Raw genomic sequence first — 22,131 nt, 5'->3', positions numbered from 1 at the left:
GCGGTCAATGTGACCGAACAAAACCTCCTGGGAGTGCTGAAATGAATCGTCGCGGAACCCTCACAACACTGGCTGCATCCATGGCTCTGGGCCTGGGATTGACTTCTCAGGTGCTGGCTGCAGACACCATCAAGGTGGGTGTGCTGCACAGCCTCTCGGGCACCATGGCCATCTCCGAGACCGTGCTCAAGGACACGGTGCTGATGGCCATCGACGACATCAATGCCAAGGGCGGCGTGATGGGCAAGAAGCTGGAGCCCGTGGTGGTGGACCCGGCCTCCAACTGGCCGCTGTTTGCCGAAAAAGCCAAGCAGCTGATCACCCAGGACAAGGTGGCCGTGGTCTTCGGCTGCTGGACCAGCGTGTCGCGCAAGTCCGTGCTGCCGGTGTTCGAGCAGAACAACGGCCTGCTGTTCTACCCCGTGCAGTATGAGGGCGAGGAACTCTCCAAGAACGTCTTCTACACTGGCGCCGCGCCCAACCAGCAGGCGATTCCTGCGGTCGAGTATCTGATGAGCAAGGAAGGCGGCGGTGCCAAGCGCTTTGTGCTGCTGGGCACGGACTATGTGTACCCACGCACCACCAACAAGATTCTGCGTGCCTTCCTCAAGTCCAAGGGCGTGAAGGATTCCGACATCATGGAAACCTACACGCCCTTCGGCCACAGCGACTACCAGACCATCGTGGCCGATGTGAAGAAGTTCTCCACGGGCGGCAAGACGGCGGTGATCTCCACCATCAACGGCGACTCCAACGTGCCCTTCTACAAGGAGCTGGGCAATGCCGGCCTCAAGGCCAAGGACGTGCCAGTGGTGGCCTTCAGCGTGGGTGAAGAGGAGCTGCGCGGCGTGGACACCAAGCCTCTGGTCGGTCACCTGGCGGCATGGAACTACTTCATGAGCGTGAAGAACCCGACCAACACGGCCTTCATCAAGCAGTGGGGCGATTACGCCAAGGCCAAGAACATCGCTGGCCACAAGGACAAGCCGCTGACCAACGACCCGATGGAAGCCACCTGGGTCGGCATCCACATGTGGAAGCAGGCCGTGGAAAAGGCCAAGAGCACCGATACCGACAAGGTGATCGCGGCCATGGCCGGCCAGACCTTTACCGCACCCAGCGGCTTCACCCTGAAGATGGACGAGAAGAACCACCATCTGCACAAGCCCGTGATGGTCGGCGAGATCAAGGCCGACGGCCAGTTCAGCGTGGTCTGGAAGACCAAGGGCCCGATCAAGGCCCAGCCCTGGAGCCCGTATATCGAAGGCAACGACAAGAAGAAGGACGAGCCCAACGGCAAGAGTTCCTGACCCGCTCCCCCGGACTGGAGGGGTCTGGTGGGCTCTCCAGTCCTGAAAAGATAGCTGCTTGCGATTTATAGGCAAGGTTTTCAGCGCTAAATACCGAGATTCTGTTATGAAACTACTGCGCAAGTCATGGCGGCTGGCATGGGCCGTGGGACTGGGCTCGCTGCTGAGTTTTTCCAGCCACGCGCTGACGACCGAGCAGGCCTATGCCATGGCGGCGGCAGACGACTCCGAACAGCGCGTGCTGGCGATCAACCAGGCCGTGCTGGCGCCGGATGCACAGACTGACGGCGGTCGCCTGTCTGCCTATCTGGGCGCGCTCGCCAACGATGAAGTGCGCGTATCCCGGGGCAAGGTCTATGTGATGAGCGGCGACGCGGTCACCGACCCGGTGACCGGCCAGGCGGCCCAACTCCCGGCGGATGCCGAGGAGGTCGTCAGCAACAATTACCTGCGCTCGGTCATCGATACGGCGCAGGCGGCGCTGGCGTTGGGCAGCCGCGATGTGCAGGCGCGCCGCAAGGCTGCCGAGCAACTGGCCTCCGAGCCCGATGCAGGGCGCCTTCCCCTGATCGAAAAAGCGCTGGCGGCGGAGCAGGACGCGCAGGTTCGGGCCCTGCTGGAACGCAGCCAGGCTGCCAGCCTGCTGGGCAGCGACGAGGCGCAGCAGCGTCTGAAGGCGGTGGAGCAGCTGTCGCGCCAGCAGACGCCGGAGACGCAGCTGCTGTTGAACCAGCGCCTGTCCGAAGAGGCCGATCCTGGTGTGCAGAAAGCCATCAAGGCCGCGCTGGCCGGCATTGCCGAAGGCCTGGCCTGGGGCGACAGGCTGGGGGCGATCTTCAGCGGCATCAGCCTGGGCTCGGTGCTGTTGCTGGCGGCGCTGGGTCTGACTATCACTTACGGCCTGATGGGCGTCATCAATATGGCGCACGGTGAGCTGATCATGATCGGTGCCTATGCGACCTATCTGGTGCAGGTCGCATTCCAGCGCTGGCTGCCCGAGGCCTGGTTTGGCGGGTATCTGGCGGTGGCCGTTCCCGTGGCCTTCCTGGCCTCGGCGCTGGTCGGTGCGGTGCTCGAGCGCGGCGTGATCCGCTTTCTCTACGGTCGCCCGCTGGAGACCCTGCTGGCCACCTTCGGCATCAGCCTGGTGCTGCAGCAAACCGTGCGCAGCCTTTTCGGGGCGCAGAACGTGGGCGTGGAAAACCCCGCCTGGATGAGCGGCGGCATTGCGCTGCTGCCCAATCTCACGCTGCCCTGGAATCGCATCGCCATCATCGTCTTTGCGTTCGCCGTGCTGGCGGGCGTGGCCTTCATGATCGCCAGAACGCGGCTGGGCCTGTTCGTGCGCGGCGTGACGCAGAACCGCGCCATGGCTTCCTGTGTAGGCGTCAACACGGCACGCACCGACACCTATGCGTTTGCACTGGGCTCCGGTATCGCCGGTCTTGCCGGCTGCGCCCTGAGCCAGATCGGCAATGTGGGCCCGGATCTCGGGCAGAACTACATCGTGGACAGTTTCCTGGTGGTGGTGCTGGGCGGTGTGGGCCAGCTCGCGGGCACCGTCTATGCGGCTCTGGGCCTGGGCGTGCTTAGCAAGCTGCTGGAAGGCTGGACCGGTGCCGTGCTGGCCAAGATCGCCGTGCTGCTGTTCATCGTGGTCTTCATTCAAAAGCGTCCGCAAGGCATTTTTGCCCTGAAGGGCCGCAGTGCGGAAACATGAATCACCCCTTGAGTCGCTTCGCGCCTTCCCCCGCTCTCGCATTGCTGCGCGCTGCGGGCAGGGGACGACACCCTCGCTGCGGGGCGGCCCTTGCTCGGTGTCTCGTACCTGGGCCGCGCCAGTTGGGCAGGCCATGTGCCTTGCTCCACATGAGGGAAAACTGACATGACAACCCAATCCATACCCATCGAACTGCCCAAGCCCGCGCCGCTGCTATCCGCCAAGGGCTGGACGGTGTTTCTCATCGTGCTGATCCTGGTCTGCGCCGTGGCTCCCGCACTCAATCTGTGGGTGCCCGAGGACAGTGCACTGCACCTGTCCGACTACATGCTGGGCCTGCTGGGCAAGTTCATGTGCTATGCCATCTGCGCACTGGCGATTGACCTGATCTGGGGCTACACCGGCATCCTGAGTCTGGGCCACGGCCTGTTCTTCGCGCTGGGCGGCTATGTGATGGGCATGTACCTGATGCGCGAGGCCGCAGGCCCCGACGCCTTGCCCGCCTTCATGGGGTTTCTGGACTGGAAGGAACTGCCCTGGCACTGGGCGCTGTCGGGCAGCTTTGCCGCCACCGTGCTGCTGGTGTTTCTGGTGCCGGGCCTGATCGGCGGGCTGTTCGGCTACTTCGCCTTTCGCTCGCGCATCAAGGGCGTGTATTTCTCCATCATCACCCAGGCCCTGACCTATGCCGCCATGCTGCTGTTCTTCCGCAACGAGACCGGCTTCGGCGGCAACAACGGCTTCACGGGCTTCAAGACCCTGCTGGGGTTTTCCATCAACTCGCAAGCCGTGCATGTGCTGCTGTTCGCGCTGTCGGGGCTGGCGCTGCTGGGCTGCTTTCTGTTCTCGCGCTGGCTGATGCGAAGCAAGTACGGGCGCGTGCTGCAGGCTGTACGCGATGCCGAATCGCGCACCATGTTCTGCGGTTACAACCCGCTGCCCTACAAGCTGTCGATCTGGGTCATCTCGGCCATGATGTGCGGCCTGGCGGGCGCGCTCTATGTGCCCCAGGTGGGCATCATCAACCCCAGCGAGATGAGCGTGGGCAATTCCATCGAAATGGCGGTGTGGACTGCCGTGGGCGGACGTGCCTCGCTGGTCGGCCCCATCATCGGCGCGTTTGCCGTCAATGGCGGCAAGAGCTGGCTCACCGTGGCCGCACCCGAATACTGGCTGTACGTGCTGGGTGCGCTGTTCATCGTCGTGACGCTGTTCATGCCGGGAGGACTGATTCGCCTGCCGCAGCAGCTTCGCCAGTGGCGTGAGAAGCGCAAGGCCCAGGTCCGGGATCCGTTGAACCAGACTGCAGCCGCAGCTGCCAAAGCCGCTGCCGAGCCGGCTTCTGCCGATGCCCTTGAAGGAGTGCGCGCATGACCCCCGATCTGATGCAGGAAGGCGAGCAGCGCCTGGCTTCCTACCAGCAGCGCGAAGCCGCGCTGCGCACCGAATCCGGCGGCCGCAACGCCAGTCTGGCGCGCCCCGTGGTGGCCGGCGAAGTGGATGTGACCCACGGCCGCATCCTCTATCTCGAAGACGTGCATGTGAGCTTCGACGGCTTCAAGGCCATCAACGGTCTGAACCTCGATATCGCGCCCGGTGAACTGCGCTGCATCATCGGCCCCAATGGTGCGGGCAAGACCACGATGATGGACATCATCACCGGCAAGACCCGGCCCGACAGCGGCACGGTGTTCTTCGGCTCCACCATCGATCTGCTGCGCTACAAGGAACCCGAGATCGCCGCCATGGGCATTGGCCGCAAGTTCCAGAAGCCCACGGTGTTCGAGCAGCTCAGCGTGTTCGAGAACCTGGAGCTGGCGCTCAAGACCCACAAGGGCATTGCCTCCTCCATGCTGTTCAAGCTCAGCGGCGCGCAGAGGGATCGCATTGCCGAGGTACTGCACACCATTCATCTGGCAGGCAGCGTAACGCGCCAAGCCGGGCTGCTCAGTCACGGACAGAAGCAGTGGCTGGAGATCGGCATGCTGCTGGTGCAGGAGCCCAAGCTGCTGCTGCTCGACGAGCCTGTGGCCGGCATGACCGATGAGGAAACGGTGCGCACGGCCGAGCTGTTTCTGACGCTCAAGGGTAAGCATTCGCTGATGGTGGTGGAGCACGACATGAGCTTTATCGACACCATCAGCGAGAAGGTCACGGTGCTTTGCGATGGCTCGGTACTGGCCGAGGGAACGCTGGCCGAGGTGCAGGCTGACGAGCGCGTGATCGAGGTGTATCTTGGGAGGTAACCCCCTGAGGCACTTTGCCTGGGCGGCCCCGCGCCTTCCCCTCTCTCTGCGCGCTTCGCGCTGAGGGAGGGGGACGACTGCTTCGGTGCGCGGCGGCGCTTCCTCGCTGTCTCTTTGATTGGGCAGCGCCAGTTTCAAACGTCATGCGCTTCGCAGATAGTCAAATTAGATAGCTGCTTGCGCTTTCTGTGTAAGCGTTAGAGGTCGAAAATGCTTAAAGTTCAGAACCTGCATCAGTACTACGGCGGCTCGCACATCCTGCGGGACGTGAATTTCACGGCCGAGATCGGCAAGGTCACGGTGCTGCTGGGCCGCAACGGCGTGGGCAAGACCACCTTGCTCAAAAGCCTGATGGGGCTGGTTCCCATCAGAAGCGGCGGCATTGAATGGCAGGGCCGCGATATCGCGCGCAGGACGCCCTACGAGCGCGCGCGCAGCGGCATCGGCTATGTGCCCCAGGGGCGCGAAATCTTCTCGCGCCTGTCGGTGGAGGACAATCTGCGCATGGGGCTGTCCTATTGCTCGGCAGGTACCCGGATTCCGGGCGAGCTCTACGAGCTGTTCCCCGTGCTCAAGCAGATGCTGCACCGCCGCGGCGGCGATCTCTCGGGCGGCCAGCAGCAGCAGCTGGCCATTGCGCGTGCGCTGGCGCCGCAACCCAAGATCCTGATCCTGGATGAGCCCACCGAGGGCATACAGCCCAGCATCATCAAGGACATCGGCCGCGTGATCCGCATGCTGGCCAATCGCGGCGACATGGCCATCCTGCTGTGCGAGCAGTACTACGACTTTGCCGAGGAGCTGGCTGACCACTATGTGGTGATGGAGCGCGGCGAGGTGATTGCATCGGGTCCGGGCAGCGAGATGCAGGAGAAGAATGTGCGCTCGCTGGTGGCCATCTGAGCCGTGTGCGCATAAAAAAAGGTGCCGCAAGCGGCACCTCAAAGCCTCAGGCCATGCCCGGAGGACAACTCATTTCGTCAATACGCTGCGCCGTGGGCGGCCAGCACCGGATTGCCCTGAATGGCAGTGCTGGCGCGGCCGTCCACGCCCCGGGGCACTTCGCCCACCAGCGTCGTGCGGTAGAGCTGGCGATCGAACTCCAGCGCAAAGATATCCTGTGGAGCCACATGGGCCGTGGAACGGTTGTCCCAGAAGGCCAGCGAGCCTGGCTCCCACTTGAAGCGCACGGTGAACTCGCTGCTGACGGCGTGCTCCCAGAGCAGCTCCAGCAGCACGCGCGATTCGCGGGTGGAGAGTTCCACGATGGACTTGAGAAAGCCGGGGCTGACGTAGAGCACCTTCTCGCCGGTCTCGGGATGAATCGTGACCAGCGGGTGTTCGCTGATCAGGGTGTTGCCGCGCACCAGGTCCAGATATTCCTGCGAGGCCGTGGCTCCCTGCGGGGCGCTGAAGCGGTGCTCGCCACGCAGGCCCTGCAAGAAGGCCTGCAGCGGTTTGGAGAGCGCTTCGTAGGCCGCTGCCAGATTGGTCCATTGCGTGTCGCCGCCATAGGGCGGAATCGTCACGCCGCGCAGAATCGATGCGGCAGGCGGGTTGTGGGCGGCCGTCACATCGGCATGCCAGCCGGTCCAGGGGCGCTGTTCGGCCTGGCCGCTATGACGGTTGGCCTTGCGGTGCTTGGCAATCGAATACAGCTCGGGAAAGCCTTCGACATGACCGAAGACGGGGTGGCCGGGTGTCAGCTCGCCAAACTGGCGCGAAAAGGCGATCTGCTGCGCGTGGCTGAGGTGCTGGTCGCGAAAGAAGATCACCTTCCAGCGCAGCAATGCCGAGCGGATGGTGTGCACTTCGGCGGCGCTCAAGGCCTGCTTCAGATTGACGCCGCTGATCAGCGCGCCGATATGCGCCGACTGTGGCGTGATGCGGATATGTGGAGTGATGTGGCTTGCGGAGCTCAGGCGTTCGTCCAGATGCTGCAGCGGAGCGTGGGGCAGGGGCATGTTCATGGGATTGTTCCTGACGAGAGCGGGGCTTCAACGGGCCTGGGCAATACGGGAGGCGCTGGCCGGCAGCAGGCCGAGTTCGTTCAGCAGAGCATGGCTGCGTTCGACCTGGGCATGCAGTGCGCGGGCGGTGTCCTGCGGGCCGAGGAAGATGGGTTCCCACTGGTTCAGCGCCACAAACTCCTTCCATTCCCGGGTTTCGGAAACCTTACGCAGCGCGTTCACCCAATACGCCTGTTGCGCGGCGCTGGCACCGGGTGCCGTCATCACGCCCTGAAACGAATCGCTGACATAGTCGATGCCTTGCTCTTTCCAGGTGGGCGACTGGGCGAACACGCCTTCAAGCCGCTTGTCGGCGGCAATCGCCAGCACGCGCACACGGCCCGACTGCAGATAGGGCAGCAGGTTCGGCGTGGTGGCCGAAACCACATCAAGATGGCCGCCGGCCAGCGCCACCATGGATTCGGCGGAGGACTTGTAGGGAACGATGCGCAGCTTCTGGATATTCACGCCGCCCTGCTGCAAGGGCTGGGCCACGCCAAGATGGATGTGATTGCCCAGTGTGGTGGCGATGCCGATGGAGTATTTCTCGGGGTCCTTGCGCAGCTGGGCGATCAGGTCCTGGGCATTGCGCAGCGGCGAATCCGCACGCACGACCACCGTGGTGAACTCGCGCAGCAAGGTCACCAGCGGCGTGCCTTTCTGCAGGTTGGCGGGCAGGGCATTCTGCGCCAGGCTGTTGCCGTAGCTGGTGCTCAGCGTCATCAACGTATGGGCGTCGCCAGGGTGGCGGTGCAGGCTTTCCAGCGCGGCGATCGCATGCGCGCCGGACTTGTTGCTGACCACGAACTGCTGTGCATGGCCATCGCGTGCCAGCAGCTCGGTGAGCTTGCGGGCCGCCAGATCCAGCGCCGCGCCGGCTCCGCTGGGGACAATGAATTCCGGGGACTTGCCGGGCTTCCAGGCCGAGGCCACCGCACCGCCGGACTGCGCGGCAGCAGGGCCAGTTGCCAGCGTGCAGCACAGCACCGCCATCGATGTCAGCCATGGGGCCAGAGTGCGATGCAGGCGGGAATGCGTTACGGTAGCGACCGACATGAATGCTCCTGAAATCAATCGCCATATGCTTGACAAGCTGGCGTGCGAGAGACTGTAGAAGCGCTGCTGCGATACAACAACGAATGAATTTTCATGAGTTAGTAAGCAAAACAGCTGAGCTATCCCGGCCTGAGCGACAGGCCTGCTTGAAGAGGCGAGAAAGACAATGACCTGGCATGCGCAACTGGCGCTGAACTATTCCCTGCAGGACGGCAAGAGCTCGGTGCAATTCACGCACGACGGCCCGCTGCGCATCCTCAAAAGTCTGTATCCCGAGGGGGCGGCCATCTGCCACAATGTGCTGGTGCACCCGCCCGGCGGGCTGGTGGGCGGCGATGTGCTGGACATTGATGTCCATGTCGCAGAAGGTGCGCATGCGCTGGTCACCACGCCTGGTGCCACGCGTTTTTACAAAAGCAACGGGAAGCAGGCCATGCAGCGTACCCGGCTGCGTCTGGACCCCGGCGCGAGGCTGGAGTGGCTGCCGCTGGAGGCGATCGCGTACAACGCCTGCGATGCCGTCAACCACCTGGAGTTCGAACTTGCCGAAGACGCGCAGCTGCTGACCTGGGATGTAACGGCACTGGGCCTGCCGCTGGCCGCCCAGCCCTATGAGTCCGGCAGGTTCGAGCAGCACATCGAATGGCCGGGCCGTTTCCTGGAGCGCGGCGTGGTCAACGCGCAGGATGAGTTGCTGCTCAACGGCGACCTGGGGCTGGCCGGGCATCGCTGCCTGGGCAGTCTGATCTTTGCCAGCGGCTCAGCCATGGCGCGGCATCAGCGCGAAGCCTTGCTGGAAGGCACGCAGGAGCTGCTTGAGGAGGCTGCCCCGGCAGTGTTGAGCGGTGTCACCGCTCCCAATGAAAACATGCTGGTTCTGCGCTGTGTATCACCTGTGGTTGAATCTGTGATGATGTTGTGGAAAACTGTGTGGAGTTTCTGGAGAAAAGAACTCTGGGGGCTGCAGGGAGGCACTCCCAGAATCTGGTCCATGTGATCGCTGTTGCGCGGGCCTTGGCGCCGTTTCAACGCACCAACTGTTTTCTGCATCGGGCCAGCTCGGCCTGGGCCCAGTTCAGGCGTTCACGCAGTTGGGGACAGGCGGCACCAGCGTTTTGCGGCTCGCGTTCCGTGCAGTGCTCTTCGACCATGGATACCAGGGTGCGCGTGTGGCGGTTCTGCTCCAGGGTGCAGGCGCGCGTGCCTGCTTCGGCTCGCGTTCCGCCTTGCGAGCGTGTGCCGGGCGGCACGGCCGTCCAGCCCCGGTTGTGCCAGGGCGAGAAGGAGGCTGAAGGCGTGATCTCTATGCCGCTCACACGTCCTTCCAGGCCGGGAAAGGTGGACAGCATGGCGGCTGCCACCAGGGCCGGGTCGCTCATGCGTCCCAGCGCAGTATCGCAGTCCATGACATCGGGATTCAGGCCCGGCGGCAGCAGTCTCAGCACGCCATAGATGCGGGTGGCATCGGTCTCCAGCTCCTTGACGCTGCGCCCGTTGCTGCCCGGCACGAGGCCCATGCCGACCAGTTGGTACTGCGTGTCGCGCAGGGCGGTATCGGGGCCGGTGTGGATCTCGACATCGCCTGAGGCCCGGCCTGCGAACATGAGCAGCCTGAAGGCATCCGTGGAGAACAGCGCCTGCACCTCCAGATGGCAACGGGCAGGCGGGGCCGTACGCAGCACGCTTGACCAGTCCTTGGCAGCGTCGCGGTGGACCAGCATGGCCGTGCGCGGCAGCATCTCCACGGTTATCCGCTCCTTGCCCAGGCTTACGGTTGCCGGCACGCCGGCGTCAATCGAGCTGGCTGTGGGAAATTGCGCCAGTGCCTTGAAGCCATGCTGCATCGCGGACAGTCTGTCGCTGCTGACGATGCCGCCTGTGGCGATCTCCAGGCGCCCGTTTTCGAAGCGGTAGTGGCTGGGTACTTCGTCGGTTTCGGTGTAGCTGCCATGGCGGGTGGAGACCCGGTAGCGGATCTCGCGTCCGCCCATTTCCATGAAGGAGCCCAGCGTCTCCAGCAAGGCCTGGCGTGTGGCGGCATCGTCCTGGCGCAGCGTGATCTCCACGCGTGTAGAGCCATAGCCCAGCAGCTTGCCGAACGCATGCTGCATGACGGCCTGGTTCGGAAAGGTGATGACCGCCCCCACCATGCCCGCCAGGGCCGCCACGCCGCCCAGCAGCAGCGGCCAGGTCGAACGCTCGTCAGCGCGAGTGCCCGTCAAGGCGCTCCAGATGGCTTGAGCGCCATGGCCCAGCCAGCTGGTGAGCACGAAGGCGATGAGCGCCACCGTCGGTGCCCACACCAGAATCAGCAGTATTTGCAACAGGCCCATATGGGCATTGATTCTAGGCACAAGCCATATGTGGCCTGGCGGCGGCAGCCGGCCAGGTGCTGCGCGCCTGGGGCTTCCCGCCCGGGGCTTCCCGCCGGGGACGCTACAGCGCCAGAACGATTCTGGACTCCTGCGTCCTGGCGCGCGAGCAGCAGCTCATCATCTTGGTGCAGGCCGCACGCTCGGCACGGGTCAGCACCATGTCGCGATGGTCGATATCGCCTTCCAGCACCGGCACCTCGCAGGAGCCGCAGAGGCCTTCGCGGCAGTCGCACTCGATATCGATATTGGCGCTGCGCAGCGCATCGAGCAGCGTTTCATCGTTGCGCACCTGCAGCGTGATGCCGGATTCGCGCAGCTCGACCTCGAAGCCGTGCTCCTTGTCCGGGTCGAGCGCGCCCAGGGTGCTGGAGAAATGCTCCACGCGCAGGCTGTCCTCCGGCCAGTGCTGGCTGGCCTGGGCAAGGCCGTCGAGCATGCGCTGCGGACCGCAGGCATAGATCTGTGCGCCGGGCCTGACCTGGGCCAGCAGCGCCTGGTAATCGGCTCGCTGGCCTTCTGCGCCCACATAGATCTGCAGACGCTCGCCATGCCGTGCCTGCAATGCATGCAACAGCGCCATGCGCTCGCGCTGACTGCAGCTGTAGTGAATTTCATAGGGGATGCCCAAGGTCTGGGCGCGCGCCGCCATGGCCGCAACCGGCGTGATGCCGATGCCGCCGGCGACGAGAATCAGCTGCTGCGCGCTTTCGTCGAGCTTGAAGTGGTTGCGCGGGCCGCGCATCTGCACCTTCATCCCGGCCCGCAGCGATCCATGGATCCAGGCCGAACCGCCACGGCTGTGTTCCTCGCGCAGCACGGCGATCTCGTAGGTATCCGCTTGCTGCGGATCGCCGCATAGCGAGTACTGGCGCGAGATGCCCGTGTCGCCGCAGTGCAGGTCGATGTGCGAGCCCGGGGTCCAGCGTGGCAGATCGCGTCCGTCGGGCGCCTTGAGTCGCACGCGCAGCACATCCTGCGCGATCAGCTCGGTGCTTTCCACCCGCATGGTGCGGCTGACGCCGCCTTGCGAGGATTCGCCGATGCGCACCGGCTGCTGCGCGGCCAGCACGGCGGGATTGGCGCGCTCGGGGTTGCGGCTCACGTCCCATTGCACCCACAGATGTTCGGGGCCGCGGAACGAGGTGTTGGGCACATAGGTGAAGCGTTGTTCTGCCAGTTGCATATGGGGCAGGCGGCGCGTGAATTCCTCGAGGAAGATCTGCATTTCCATGCGTGCCAGATTCTTGCCCATGCACTGGTGGGAGCCGTAGCCGAAGGTCAGGTGATCGCTGGCATTGTCGCGGTGGATGTCGAACAGGTCGGCATCGACGAAATGCTGCTCGTCGTGGTTGGCCGAAGAGGTGATGATGAGCAGCTTGCTGCCGGCTGGAATGGCCTGACCGCCGATCACCACATCCTTGGTAGCCAGTCGTCGCCAGGCCGCCACCGAGCCGTTGTGGCGCAGGCACTCCTCCACGGCGTTGGGGATGAGCGAGGGATCGGCGCAGATTTCCTGCCAGGCCTTGGGGTGCTGCAGCAGCAGCTTGATCGCGTTGGCCGAGGCGTTGGCCGTGGTCTCGTGCGCCGCGACGAGGCCGGCCATCATCATGGAGTGCAGATAGGAGTCGGTGACGACCTCTGGCAGCTCCTTCTGCTTGCGAATGCCGTATTGCATCCATCCTTCGGCGTCGGGGTCGGCGCGCATCTTGTCGAGAATCCGGCCCGCGTGCTGCCAGAAGTTCCCCACGGCATGGGCCACGGCCACCTGCTCCTCGGCCCGGGGGCGTCCCCAGGTGTTGACGGTGTGGGCAATGCTGTACCGGCGAAGCGTGTCCATATCATCGGCGGGCACGCCCAGGAAATGCATGGCCACCGTCAGCGGTACCTCCCACAGCATCTGATCGACCAGATCGGCGCGGCCGTCGTCGATGAAGCGGTCCACATACTCGCGGGCCAGCCGGCGCACCATGGGCTCGTGGTGCTTGAGTGCCTCGGGCGTGAAGGGCTGCATCAACGCACGCCGGCGCGGCATGTGGGCGGGCTCGTCCTCGTTGACCAGGGTGCGGTTCAGTGCAAAGCCATAGCTGGCGAGCACGGCATTCGCCTCGTCGCCCGTAGGCGTGATCTTCTCCAGTGCGATCGAGGGGCTGAAGGTCAGGTTGTCGCGGAAGATGGCCTTGATGTCGTCGAAGCGCGTGACCACCCAGTAGCCCAGCTGCGGGCTGTAGAACACCGGTTCCTGCTCGCGCGCCCAGCGCACATATTCGGGCGGGTCCTGCTGGTAGCCGTCGGCAAAGGGATCGAAGCTGGCGGCCCCGTGGCTGATGGGGCAGCCCGTGGGGCCGCTCTGGCCTGTGGGCTTGCCGAACTGGCTGTGATCGATGGGGCAACGGCTGGGGGTGGAAACGGTCATGGCTCGCTCGCAAACGCAAAGAGGCAGGAGATGGCTTGCGCCATCAGACGAGAGCGCAGAGGCGGCCTGCCGCCAGCCTCTGCGGCATGGATCAGCGGGGCAATCAGTCCAGCGTGATGTTCAGATCCTTGATCAGCTTTTGCCAGCGTGCGCTCTCGCTGTGGATCAGCGCCTGGAACTGCTCGGGCGTGTTGCCCACGGGCTCAACGCCAAAGTCGATGAGCTTTTGCTTGACGGCAGGCTCGTTGATGGCGGCGACCACCTGCTTGTTCAGCGCGGTCACGACATTGGCCGGGGTCTTGGCCGGGGCCACCATGCCGACCAGGGCCGCAGCCTGCACGCCGGGCAGGCCCAGCTCGCCGAAGGTGGGCACATCGGGCAGCTGTGGCAGACGCGTCGCATTCGCCACGGCCAGGGGGCGCACCTTGCCGCCCTTGATGAAGCCGGCGCCGGCGGCCAGGTCCACCATCATCACGGGAATCTGACCGCCCGCCACATCGGCCAGCGCCGGGGCCGCGCCGCGATAGGGCGCATGGGCGAGCTTGAGACCGGCCTCGGACTTGAGCAGCTCCATGGCCAGATGGTGAGGGCTGCCCGCACCGGCGGAGCCGTAGTTCACGCCCTCGGCGCTGGCCTTGGCGGCGGCAATGAACTCCCTGGCGGTCTTGGCCTTCTCGGCGGGGCCGGCCACCAGAATCATCGGAAAACGACCCATGAGCGTGACGGGCACGAGGTCCTTGCCGGGGTTGTAGCTCAGGCTCTTGTAGAGCACCGGATTGAAGATCAGCGTGCCGTTGTCGGCCGACAGCACGGTATAGCCGTCGGCCGGTGCGCGCGCGGTCTCCGAGGCGCCGATGGCCGTGTTGCCGCCCGGGCGGTTGTCCACGACGATGGGTTGATGGGCCTGGGCGCCCCAGGCCTGGCCTATGGTGCGGGCCAGGAAGTCCGAGCCGCCGCCCGCGGCATAGGGCACGATCCAGCGCACGCTCTTGCTCGGGAACTTGTCCTGGGCCATGACGGTGCCGGGGGCTGCGGTCAGCCAGAGCATGCTGGTGGCCAGAACCGAGGCGGTGAAGAGGCGTTTTTTCATCGAGGGTGTCTCCTGGTCTGTGGTGTTGTGTGCCTGCGGGTTGACCCAGCTTCACTCCGCCTGCGGTTGCGCTTTAATAGGGGGTATTTGCGTAATTTTGATACGCATTGCGTAAATTGAGCCCAAGGGATTTCCATGACTTGAGTCATGAACTTGAATCAGAATGCCGGTCCAAGCCCTGCCATCAATCGCTACAGACATGAAAAAAGACAAGAAGACTGCGGACGTCGTGCTGCCGACCACTGCGGCGCACGAGCCGCGCGCCAGGAAGGCGCGCCAGCCCGGTGTTGCCGTCGAAGCTGCGGACGGGCGCGAGCGCCGCCAGCGTGTGCAGGCGGCCGAGACCTGCCTGGCCGTGCTCAAGGCGCTGGCCGGTCTGGGCGGGCGTGCCAGCCTCACGGCCATCGGTGCGGCCGTCGGTGAAAGTCCGGCCAAGGTGCACCGCTACCTGGCCAGTCTCATGGCCGAAGGTCTGGTGGAGCAGGATCGCGGCGGCACCCAGTACGCGCTGGGACGCGAGGCCATCCATATCGGCCTGGCCGCGATGCGCCAGAACGATCCGGTGCGCATGGCCGAGCCGGCCCTGCAGCAGCTGCGCGAGTCGCTGCAGGTCACGAGCTTTGTGGCGGTGATGGGCAATATGGGGCCGACCATCGTGCGTTTCGAGGAGCCCAGCCTGCCCATCACCGTGAATGTGCGGGTGGGCTCGGTCATGTCCATGCTCTGGTCGGCCACGGGGCGAGCCTTCTTTGCCTTCATGGAGCCGCAGCCCGAGGTCGAGGCGCTGCTGGCGCGCGAGCTGGAGGCCGCCGGCCCCGAGCAGCGCCGTCTGCTGCATGCCAGCAGGCCGCTGGAGCAGTTGCGCGGCGAGATTCGCGCAGCCGGTTGCGCTGCGATCCGTGACCTGAATCTGCCCGGCATCAGCGCCGTGGCGGCCCCTTTGCGCGACTACAACGGCCATGTCGTGGCCGTGCTCTGCGCGCTGGGTGCCAGCGGTGGCTTCGACCCCGATCCGCAAGGCCGGATTGCCCAGGCCGTGTGCGAGCAGGCGCGCGCCATCAGCGCCTCGCTGGGCTACCGGGACTAGGTCTCAGGCTTCAGTCAGGGCAGCCGGGGCTCCGAGGCGCTGCGACAGCTGGCGTGCCTGGGCCTGCAGCTTTCGTGCCGGCATGCCCGCGGGGTCCAGCGTCAGCGTGACCGAGGGGCCGATGGCGGCAATCGCGAGCACCAGCTGGCCGAAGCCGTCGAACACCGGCACCGCCAGCGCGCTTACCCCCGACAGCAGCTGGTTCTCGACCACGCTCAGGTGATGGCGGCGGATGGCTTCCAGCTCTTGCGCAAACGCCGGTTCGTCCAGGCGATGGCCTTCGGCCTGCAGCAGCGGTGCGATGCGAGCGGGGTCGCCGAAGGCCGCAAAAATCTTGCCTGTGGCCGTATGGCGCAGCGAGGCCGGCGTGCCGTGGCGCATGGCCACATAGACATGGGTCGGACCTTCCTCGACACGGATGATGGTCGGCCCCTGGCCGCTCCACATGGACACCGACACGGTATAGCCCACCTCTTGCGCCAGGGCGGGCAGCTCGGCAATCGCCATGCGCACAGGGTCTGCCTGCTGCAGGCTGATCAGCCCCATTTGAATGGCCAGCGGACCCAGGCCGTAGTGGCCGCTGACGCGATCCTGCTCCATCAGCCCCAGCTTGCAAAAACTCACCAGATAAGGGTGTGCCTTGGCGGCCGTCATCTCGGCTTCGCGCGCCAGGTCCTTGAGCGCCATGCGCCGGCCCGTGCGCGCCAGCACCTTGAGCAGCTGGCCGCCGACCTCCACGCTCTGTATGCCGCGCGGTGCGCGCGTGGGCTCGTCGTCACAGGAGTCGAGTGGCAAGCGGGCGTCGGTCGAAGAGGTGTTGGCGTGAGGCATGACGGCATTGTGAGGGCGGAACGGCAGTGCAAAAGTCTGCAGGGTTTTTCACTATGACAAATCGATTGTGCAATGTTGAATTTGAATCTAGCATTCAGAAATTCGATAAAGATGAATGCATTTGTTTAAAACAAAGAGACTGCAACGATGAGCACCAAGACCTTTGCCTCCGCCGCCGACCTCGACGTCAAGAAGGTGAGCTTCGACAAGCTCTCCGAACATGCCTATGCCTACACGGCCGAAGGCGATCCCAACACCGGCATCGTCATCGGCGACGACGCCGTGATGGTCATCGACACCCAGGCCACGCCCGTCATGGCCGAGGACGTGATCCGCCGCATCCGCGAAGTCACGGACAAGCCCATCAAATACGTGACGCTGTCGCACTACCATGCGGTGCGCGTGCTGGGGGCTTCGGCCTATGGCGCCGAGCACATCATTGCCAGCCAGGACACCTACGACCTCATCGTCGAGCGCGGCGAGCAGGACAAGGCCAGCGAGATCGGCCGCTTTCCGCGTCTGTTCCAGAACGTCGAGAGCGTGCCTGAGGGCATGACCTGGCCGACCATGACCTTCACGGGCAAGATGACGCTGTGGCTGGGCACGCTCGAAGTGCAGATCCTGCAGCTGGGCCGAGGCCATACCAAGGGCGATACCGTGGTCTGGCTGCCCCAGGACAAGGTGCTTTTCAGTGGCGACCTGGTCGAGTTCGATGCCACGCCCTATGCCGGCGATGCCTATTTCCAGGACTGGCCGCAGACGCTGGACGCCATTGCCGCCCTGCAGCCGGAAAAGCTGGTGCCCGGCCGCGGTGCGGCGCTGCAGAACGCTGCCGAAGTGCAGGCCGGTCTGGCAGGTACGCGCAACTTCATCAGCGATCTGTGGGCCGAAGTCAAGGCCGGCGCCGATGCGCGCCAGGACCTGCGCAAGGTGTACGAGGCGGCCTTTGCCAAGCTGCAGCCCAGATACGGACACTGGGTGATCTTCAATCACTGCATGCCCTTCGATGTGACGCGCGCCTATGACGAGGCTTCGGGCCATGCCGATCCGCGCATCTGGACAGCCGAGCGCGACCGCGAGATGTGGCAGGCGCTGGAAGGCTGATCGCCCTTGGGCCGCCCGGCTGGACGTCTTGAGCGCAGGCGCGGCGGTCTGCAGTGACGCTATCAAAGTGGGAGCTGCTTGCACTAGATTTTCAAGGAATTCAATTGAGAAAGATATTGAGTTCCATGAATGGCAAGCGGTAGAAGCTATCAAAAAACAGATTTTGAATCCGGTCGCCAAGAGCCGGAGGGGCGGTTTCGCCCCGAAAAACAGATCCACGCTTTTCAAGGTTTGCGCACCGATGAACGCCATGTCCACTCCAGTCATTGCTCCTGACGCTCTGCGCGGCAGTGCCGCCGACATCCAGACCATCCATATTCCCTATCGGCGGCATGCGGACCAGGATGCCGATGCGCCGGCTCGCCATCCCGTGGTCGTCGTCGGCGCCGGGCCCGTAGGCCTGTCTCTGGCCATCGATCTGGCGCAGCGCGGCCAGCCGGTGGTGGTGCTCGACAACGACTGCAAGCTCTCCACGGGCTCGCGCGCCATCTGCTTTTCCAAGCGCACGCTGGAGATCTGGGACCGCCTGGGCGTGGGCCAGCCCATGGTGGACAAGGGCGTGTCCTGGAATCTGGGCAAGGTGTTTGCCCGGGATCAGTCGCTCTACCAGTTCGACCTGCTGCCCGAGGCCGGTCACGAGCGTCCGGCCTTCATCAATCTGCAGCAGTACTACGCCGAAGCCTATCTGGTCGAGCGCGCGCTGCAGCTGCCGCTCATCGATCTGCGCTGGCACAACAAGGTCACGGCGCTGGCGCCGCGCGACGATGGGGCGGTGCTGACGGTGGAGACGCCCGAGGGCGAGTACCGGATCGACGCCCAGTGGGTGCTGGCCTGCGACGGATCGCGCTCGCCCTTGCGCGGGCTGCTGGGCCAGGAAAGCCATGGCCGCATCTTCCGCGACCGCTTTCTGATTGCCGATGTGAAGATGCATGCGGATTTCCCGACCGAGCGCTGGTTCTGGTTCGATCCGCCGTTTCATCCGGGCCAGAGCGTGCTGCTGCACCGCCAGCCCGACGATGTCTGGCGCATCGACTTCCAGCTGGGCTGGGAGGCCGATCCCGAAGAGGAGAAAAAGCCCGAGAACATCCTGCCGCGCATCCGGGCCCTGCTGGGCAAGGACGCGCACTTCGAGCTCGAATGGGCCAGCGTCTACACCTTTGCCTGTCTGCGCATGGACCGCTTCGTCCACGGCCGCGTGGTCTTTGCGGGTGACAGCGCCCACGGCGTCTCGCCCTTCGGTGCCCGTGGCGCCAACAGCGGCGTGCAGGATGCCGAGAACCTGGCCTGGAAGCTGGACCGCGTGCTGCGCGGGCGGGCCGACGCCGCGCTGATCGCCACCTACGGCGCCGAGCGCGAATACGCGGCCGACGAAAACATCCGTAACTCCACGCGCGCCACCGACTTCATCACGCCCAAGAGCGAGATCAGCCGACTGTTCCGCGATGCGGCGCTGGAGCTGGCGCGCGAGCATGAGTTTGCGCGTCGCATCGTCAACAGCGGGCGTCTGTCGGTGCCGGCCACGCTGCATCACTCGCCGCTCAACACCCCGGACAGCGAGGTCTTCGCCGGTGCGCAAATGCCCGGTGCCGTGCTCAGCGACGCGCCCATGCGCCGTCCGGGTGACGGCCACGACACCTGGCTGCTGCGGGCCCTGGGCCCGGATTTCACGCTGCTGCATTTCGGCCCCACGCCGGCCTGGGCGCAGGAGCTGGCCGGTGTGCTCAATCTCTCCATTGCGGCCGAGGGCGATGCCCATGCCGCCCAGGCCGATCTGCTGGATGCACAAGGTCTGGCGGCGCAGCGCCTGGATGCGGGCCCCGGCACCTGCTATCTGCTGCGCCCCGACCAGCATGTCTGCGCGCGCTGGCGCCGCCCAGACCCCGTTGCCGTGCGTGCGGCGCTGAAGCGGGCCGGTGGATGAAATGAAGGCCCCCCTGAGGCGCTGCGCGCCTTCCCCGCATGCACGGTGCCCTCTTTCGCTACGCGCAAGGGGAACGGCGGATTCGCTGCGGGGCGGCGCGGCCGGCCCGGGCCCTTGCTTGCTGTCCCTGGTGGGAGCCCCCCCAGAGGATTCACCTCGTTATGAAGGAGACTGCCATGCTGTCCACCCACCCGAATCTGCAGGCCTGCGACGATTTCTATGAAGCCCTGATCACTGCGCATCAGGGCCTGGAAACCGTGCAAAGCCATGCCCTCAATGCCCGCCTGGTGCTGCTGCTGGCCAACCACATTGGCTGTCAGGAGACCTTGCTGCATGCACTCGAACTGGCCCGCGCCGGCGCAGGATCCGCTCCTGCCGGCGCAGACCCGGCCGAGCGCGGTGCCGTGACTCCGGTTGCCCCGGTACACGCTGCCGTTTGAGACGCAGCGCGCCGCTCTGGCGGCAGCTGCACCATCCCCCAGCGGCCCCGTCACCACAATCCAATCAAGGGGCCTGGAATCAAGGAGACAAGGATGATGCGACGCAAGCAGTTTCTGGCCGCACTGGCCTGTTCGACGCTGGCCTGGACAGCGGGGCCGTCCGCCATGGCGCAGGAAAAGCCCCTGGAATGGGTCATAGGCTATGCCGCAGGCGGCGGCTCCGACGTGGTGGCACGCGTGATTGCCGAGGCCATGGGCCGCAATCTGGAGCGGCCCATCGTCATCAACAACAAGCCCGGTGCCGGCACCAATATTGCGGCCGAGTACAGCGCCCGCTCGCATGACTACGGCAACCTGATGTTCACGGCCGACTTCGCCACGCTGGCCGCCAATCCGTTTCTGTTCCGCAAGCTCAACTACAACGCCGAAAAGGACTTCAAGCCCGTAGGCATGCTGGTGCGCTTTCCCATGCTGCTGGTGGTCAACAATGATGTGCCGGTCAGCAATCTGACCGAGTTCGTGGCCTGGGCCAGGCAGCAGAAGGCCGGAGTCAGCTGGGGATCGGCAGGCCTGGGCAGCCCCCACCATCTGGTCGGCGAGCTGTTCCGCGAGGAGGTGGGCCTGGGCAATATGACCCACGTACCCTATCGCGGTGCCGCGCCTGCGGTGCAGGACGTGATCGGCGGTCAGATACCTGCCATGTGGGCCGACAGCGCCACCATCATTCCCTTCCTGGGCGAGAAAAAGCTCAAGGCCATTGGCGTGGCCAGCCCGGCCCGCATCGATGTGCTGCCCAAGGTCGCCACCTTGCAGGAGCAAGGGCTCAAGGGCTTCGAGGGCTATGCCTGGCAGGGCATCGTCGTGCCAAAGGGCAGCTCTGCCGAGGTGATCAGGAAGTTCAGCCAGTCGCTGCAGTTTGCGCTGGCGGACACGCGCACCAAGGCCCGCCTGGCGGCCATGGGGGTCGAGCCCATGCCCGGCAGCTCCGAGCAGATGGAGAAATTCGTCAGCACCGAGCGCAGCAAATGGGGCCGCGTGATCACGGCCAACAATATCAAGCTTGATTGAGCGCAGCGGCTGCCGGTGCGACGCGCGAGCCCGGATGTGGCGGGATATGCGCTTTTTCAGATGCAGCGCCGTGCCAGCCGTGGCAGACTCCGGGCCATGTCCGAGCCCACTCTACTCGTTGCCGACGATCACCCGCTGTTTCGCGCGGCGCTGATCCAGGTGCTGCACGACCGCTTTCCGCAATCCCGCATTGTGGAGGCGGCCAGCGCCCAGACCCTGGGCGCTGCGATGCAGGAGCATCCGGACATCGAGCTGGTGCTGCTGGACCTGGCGATGCCCGGTGCTCGCGGCTTTTCGTCCCTGCTGCACCTGCGCGGCGAATATGCCCAGGTGCCGGTGATCATCATCTCGTCCAACGACGATCCGCGCATCATCCGCCGCGCCCAGCAGTTCGGGGCGGCGGGATTCATCTCCAAGTCTTCGGCCGCAGACGATATGAGTGCCGCGATTGACGATGTGCTCAACGGGGATGTCAGCTTTCCCTCGATGGTGGCGGAACGCTCGGAGGCCGATGCGGCCCTGGCCGCGCGTCTAGCCCAACTCACGCCCCAGCAGTTTCGCGTGCTGCTGTGCATCGCCGACGGGCTGCTCAACAAGCAGATCGCCCACGAGCTGGGGCTGGCCGAGAACACGGTCAAGGTCCATGTGACGGCGATACTCAAGAAGCTCGAATGCTATTCACGCACCCAGGCGGCCGTGCTGGTCAAAAGCCTGGAAAACGATCACGAGGTCTGACTGTCGGGCTGACCCGGTCCTGGCATTTTCCCCCGGCTTTGCGCGCTTGGCAGGTCGGGGCGTCGGGCCTGCCTCATGCGTGCCTTGTGCATCCGCCCACTGCTGACCCCGGGGCGCAGTCTCATGCCGCGCCGACACGTTCTCCCAGGGATGACAGCACCGCAGGTGCTATCAGCCGGTGCATGGGTTTGACGGGGAGCATGTAGAGACGCCCCAGTGCGTTCTTGACATGCACGACGGTGGTGACGGTGATGGTGGTTTCCCGGGATCCCGGCTCGCTCCTGCGGTGGATGCCGAGCACGACCTTCAGGTGTTTGTCGTCGTCGCCGATCAGGGCTTCATCGAAGGTGTTCTCGAACACCGTGAAGATGCCGACCCGGTCGCCAAGCCGGTAGCTGGCAGCTGTCTTGCCGGGCGTCAAGGCCGACAGGGTGCCCAGATTCTTGAGTCCCACCAGGCCTCCGGCCAGATTGCGCGCGCGCATGCAGATCTCAATCCAGCGTGGCGTTCTGCGCGCGGCCAGCAGGAAGTGGTCCAGCGCCGAAAGGCCGGTCGCGTCGGAGGCGATGCTCCAGGAGTCGTGAAAGCTGGCACCGGCCAGTCGTTCTGCGATGCGGCTGCCGGGCGGAACGTCGGATTCAACGGGAAGATGGTTCATGGGGTCTGAGCAGGGGGGAGCGGGTTGCGGGGCGCAATGGTTGCAGGGGTGCGCTGTCAGCATAGCGA

At 64.9% G+C, this 22,131-nt stretch carries 19 protein-coding genes; 12 read left to right on the top strand and 7 right to left on the bottom strand.

Going from position 1 to position 22,131, the window contains the following annotated elements; genetic code table 11:
* Window positions 1–41 precede the first annotated feature (41 nt).
* The 5 genes from urtA (at window position 42) to urtE (ending at window position 6,179) form a co-directional block, all read left to right on the top strand.
* Window positions 42–1,310, top strand: coding sequence for an urea ABC transporter substrate-binding protein (gene urtA / locus E2583_RS00340; RefSeq protein ID WP_003060644.1), 1,269 nt, complete (start codon window positions 42–44; stop codon window positions 1,308–1,310).
* 106 nt (window positions 1,311–1,416) lie between these two features.
* Entirely contained in the window at window positions 1,417–3,030 is a 1,614-nt protein-coding gene (gene urtB / locus E2583_RS00335; RefSeq protein WP_291592098.1) for an urea ABC transporter permease subunit UrtB, read from the top strand.
* Window positions 3,031–3,195: 165 nt separating this feature from the next.
* The gene (gene urtC / locus E2583_RS00330; RefSeq protein WP_291592096.1) at window positions 3,196–4,404 is read left to right on the top strand and encodes an urea ABC transporter permease subunit UrtC; all 1,209 of its coding nucleotides are present in this window, start codon (window positions 3,196–3,198) and stop codon (window positions 4,402–4,404) included.
* On the top strand, window positions 4,401–5,276 hold the full coding sequence (gene urtD / locus E2583_RS00325; protein ID WP_043375636.1) for an urea ABC transporter ATP-binding protein UrtD: 876 nt from the start codon (window positions 4,401–4,403) through the stop codon (window positions 5,274–5,276). The genes urtC and urtD overlap by 4 nt, the downstream gene beginning before the upstream one ends.
* 210 nt (window positions 5,277–5,486) lie before the next feature.
* A complete protein-coding gene (gene urtE / locus E2583_RS00320; protein ID WP_034373974.1) occupies window positions 5,487–6,179 on the top strand; it encodes an urea ABC transporter ATP-binding subunit UrtE in 693 nt (230 codons plus the stop codon).
* Window positions 6,180–6,256: 77 nt separating this feature from the next.
* On the opposite strand, the gene E2583_RS00315 is transcribed toward urtE, so the two are convergent.
* Together E2583_RS00315 and E2583_RS00310 are read right to left on the bottom strand one after the other, a co-directional pair.
* On the bottom strand, window positions 6,257–7,246 hold the full coding sequence (locus E2583_RS00315; protein WP_291592088.1) for a TauD/TfdA family dioxygenase: 990 nt from the start codon (window positions 7,244–7,246) through the stop codon (window positions 6,257–6,259).
* A 27-nt stretch (window positions 7,247–7,273) separates the two neighbouring features.
* Window positions 7,274–8,341: a tripartite tricarboxylate transporter substrate binding protein gene (locus E2583_RS00310; RefSeq protein ID WP_291592087.1), complete on the bottom strand. Its 1,068-nt coding sequence runs from the start codon at window positions 8,339–8,341 to the stop codon at window positions 7,274–7,276.
* Window positions 8,342–8,507: 166 nt separating this feature from the next.
* Between E2583_RS00310 and E2583_RS00305 the strand changes: the two genes are divergently transcribed.
* A complete protein-coding gene (locus tag E2583_RS00305; RefSeq protein ID WP_291592085.1) occupies window positions 8,508–9,338 on the top strand; it encodes an urease accessory protein UreD in 831 nt (276 codons plus the stop codon).
* 28 nt (window positions 9,339–9,366) lie between these two features.
* Here E2583_RS00305 and E2583_RS00300 read toward each other — a convergent pair whose 3' ends face one another.
* The 3 genes from E2583_RS00300 to E2583_RS00290 all read right to left on the bottom strand — a co-directional run bounded on the left by E2583_RS00300 (window position 9,367) and on the right by E2583_RS00290 (window position 14,219).
* Window positions 9,367–10,674, bottom strand: a complete 1,308-nt coding sequence (locus tag E2583_RS00300) for a hypothetical protein (RefSeq protein ID WP_291592084.1) — start codon at window positions 10,672–10,674, stop codon at window positions 9,367–9,369.
* Between the two features lie 103 nt (window positions 10,675–10,777).
* Complete coding sequence (locus E2583_RS00295) at window positions 10,778–13,129, bottom strand: cytochrome P450/oxidoreductase (protein ID WP_291592082.1); 2,352 nt, start codon at window positions 13,127–13,129, stop codon at window positions 10,778–10,780.
* A 103-nt stretch (window positions 13,130–13,232) separates the two neighbouring features.
* The gene (locus tag E2583_RS00290; RefSeq protein ID WP_291592080.1) at window positions 13,233–14,219 is read right to left on the bottom strand and encodes a tripartite tricarboxylate transporter substrate binding protein; all 987 of its coding nucleotides are present in this window, start codon (window positions 14,217–14,219) and stop codon (window positions 13,233–13,235) included.
* Window positions 14,220–14,418: 199 nt separating this feature from the next.
* On the opposite strand from E2583_RS00290, the gene E2583_RS00285 reads away from it, so the two are divergent.
* A complete protein-coding gene (locus E2583_RS00285; RefSeq protein WP_291592078.1) occupies window positions 14,419–15,306 on the top strand; it encodes an IclR family transcriptional regulator in 888 nt (295 codons plus the stop codon).
* 3 nt (window positions 15,307–15,309) lie between these two features.
* Here E2583_RS00285 and E2583_RS00280 read toward each other — a convergent pair whose 3' ends face one another.
* Complete coding sequence (locus E2583_RS00280) at window positions 15,310–16,137, bottom strand: IclR family transcriptional regulator (protein WP_291592077.1); 828 nt, start codon at window positions 16,135–16,137, stop codon at window positions 15,310–15,312.
* 147 nt (window positions 16,138–16,284) lie between these two features.
* Between E2583_RS00280 and E2583_RS00275 the strand changes: the two genes are divergently transcribed.
* The 5 genes from E2583_RS00275 (at window position 16,285) to E2583_RS00255 (ending at window position 21,405) form a co-directional block, all read left to right on the top strand.
* The gene (locus E2583_RS00275; protein ID WP_291592075.1) at window positions 16,285–17,241 is read left to right on the top strand and encodes an MBL fold metallo-hydrolase; all 957 of its coding nucleotides are present in this window, start codon (window positions 16,285–16,287) and stop codon (window positions 17,239–17,241) included.
* A 250-nt stretch (window positions 17,242–17,491) separates the two neighbouring features.
* Window positions 17,492–19,162: an FAD-dependent oxidoreductase gene (locus E2583_RS00270; protein ID WP_291592074.1), complete on the top strand. Its 1,671-nt coding sequence runs from the start codon at window positions 17,492–17,494 to the stop codon at window positions 19,160–19,162.
* A 176-nt stretch (window positions 19,163–19,338) separates the two neighbouring features.
* Entirely contained in the window at window positions 19,339–19,602 is a 264-nt protein-coding gene (locus tag E2583_RS00265) for a DUF2783 domain-containing protein (protein WP_291592072.1), read from the top strand.
* A 93-nt stretch (window positions 19,603–19,695) separates the two neighbouring features.
* Window positions 19,696–20,670: a tripartite tricarboxylate transporter substrate binding protein gene (locus E2583_RS00260; RefSeq protein ID WP_291592070.1), complete on the top strand. Its 975-nt coding sequence runs from the start codon at window positions 19,696–19,698 to the stop codon at window positions 20,668–20,670.
* 96 nt (window positions 20,671–20,766) lie between these two features.
* Window positions 20,767–21,405 (top strand): response regulator transcription factor, encoded by a 639-nt coding sequence (locus tag E2583_RS00255; RefSeq protein WP_291592068.1) that lies wholly within the window; start codon window positions 20,767–20,769, stop codon window positions 21,403–21,405.
* A 121-nt stretch (window positions 21,406–21,526) separates the two neighbouring features.
* On the opposite strand, the gene E2583_RS00250 is transcribed toward E2583_RS00255, so the two are convergent.
* On the bottom strand, window positions 21,527–22,063 hold the full coding sequence (locus tag E2583_RS00250; RefSeq protein WP_291592066.1) for a DUF2867 domain-containing protein: 537 nt from the start codon (window positions 22,061–22,063) through the stop codon (window positions 21,527–21,529).
* Window positions 22,064–22,131: the final 68 nt, after the last annotated feature.

Origin of the sequence: Comamonas sp., assembly GCF_009360615.1 — a bacterium.
In the GTDB taxonomy this organism is placed as follows: domain Bacteria; phylum Pseudomonadota; class Gammaproteobacteria; order Burkholderiales; family Burkholderiaceae_C; genus Comamonas.
The sequence above is the reverse complement of the archived record's forward strand: the minus strand, read 5'-3'. Positions and strand labels throughout refer to the sequence as shown.

Coding starts and splice junctions, on each gene's coding strand:
- E2583_RS00275 (WP_291592075.1), top strand. CDS start 16,285: ATGAGCACCAAGACCTTTGCCTCCGCCGCCGACCTCGACGTCAAGAAG.
- E2583_RS00300 (WP_291592084.1), bottom strand. CDS start 10,674: ATGGGCCTGTTGCAAATACTGCTGATTCTGGTGTGGGCACCGACGGTG.
- urtD (WP_043375636.1), top strand. CDS start 4,401: ATGACCCCCGATCTGATGCAGGAAGGCGAGCAGCGCCTGGCTTCCTAC.
- E2583_RS00305 (WP_291592085.1), top strand. CDS start 8,508: ATGACCTGGCATGCGCAACTGGCGCTGAACTATTCCCTGCAGGACGGC.
- urtA (WP_003060644.1), top strand. CDS start 42: ATGAATCGTCGCGGAACCCTCACAACACTGGCTGCATCCATGGCTCTG.
- E2583_RS00255 (WP_291592068.1), top strand. CDS start 20,767: ATGTCCGAGCCCACTCTACTCGTTGCCGACGATCACCCGCTGTTTCGC.
- E2583_RS00290 (WP_291592080.1), bottom strand. CDS start 14,219: ATGAAAAAACGCCTCTTCACCGCCTCGGTTCTGGCCACCAGCATGCTC.
- E2583_RS00285 (WP_291592078.1), top strand. CDS start 14,419: ATGAAAAAAGACAAGAAGACTGCGGACGTCGTGCTGCCGACCACTGCG.
- E2583_RS00315 (WP_291592088.1), bottom strand. CDS start 7,246: ATGAACATGCCCCTGCCCCACGCTCCGCTGCAGCATCTGGACGAACGC.
- E2583_RS00270 (WP_291592074.1), top strand. CDS start 17,492: ATGTCCACTCCAGTCATTGCTCCTGACGCTCTGCGCGGCAGTGCCGCC.
- E2583_RS00280 (WP_291592077.1), bottom strand. CDS start 16,137: ATGCCTCACGCCAACACCTCTTCGACCGACGCCCGCTTGCCACTCGAC.
- E2583_RS00250 (WP_291592066.1), bottom strand. CDS start 22,063: ATGAACCATCTTCCCGTTGAATCCGACGTTCCGCCCGGCAGCCGCATC.
- E2583_RS00295 (WP_291592082.1), bottom strand. CDS start 13,129: ATGACCGTTTCCACCCCCAGCCGTTGCCCCATCGATCACAGCCAGTTC.
- urtE (WP_034373974.1), top strand. CDS start 5,487: ATGCTTAAAGTTCAGAACCTGCATCAGTACTACGGCGGCTCGCACATC.
- E2583_RS00310 (WP_291592087.1), bottom strand. CDS start 8,341: ATGTCGGTCGCTACCGTAACGCATTCCCGCCTGCATCGCACTCTGGCC.
- E2583_RS00260 (WP_291592070.1), top strand. CDS start 19,696: ATGATGCGACGCAAGCAGTTTCTGGCCGCACTGGCCTGTTCGACGCTG.
- urtB (WP_291592098.1), top strand. CDS start 1,417: ATGAAACTACTGCGCAAGTCATGGCGGCTGGCATGGGCCGTGGGACTG.
- urtC (WP_291592096.1), top strand. CDS start 3,196: ATGACAACCCAATCCATACCCATCGAACTGCCCAAGCCCGCGCCGCTG.
- E2583_RS00265 (WP_291592072.1), top strand. CDS start 19,339: ATGCTGTCCACCCACCCGAATCTGCAGGCCTGCGACGATTTCTATGAA.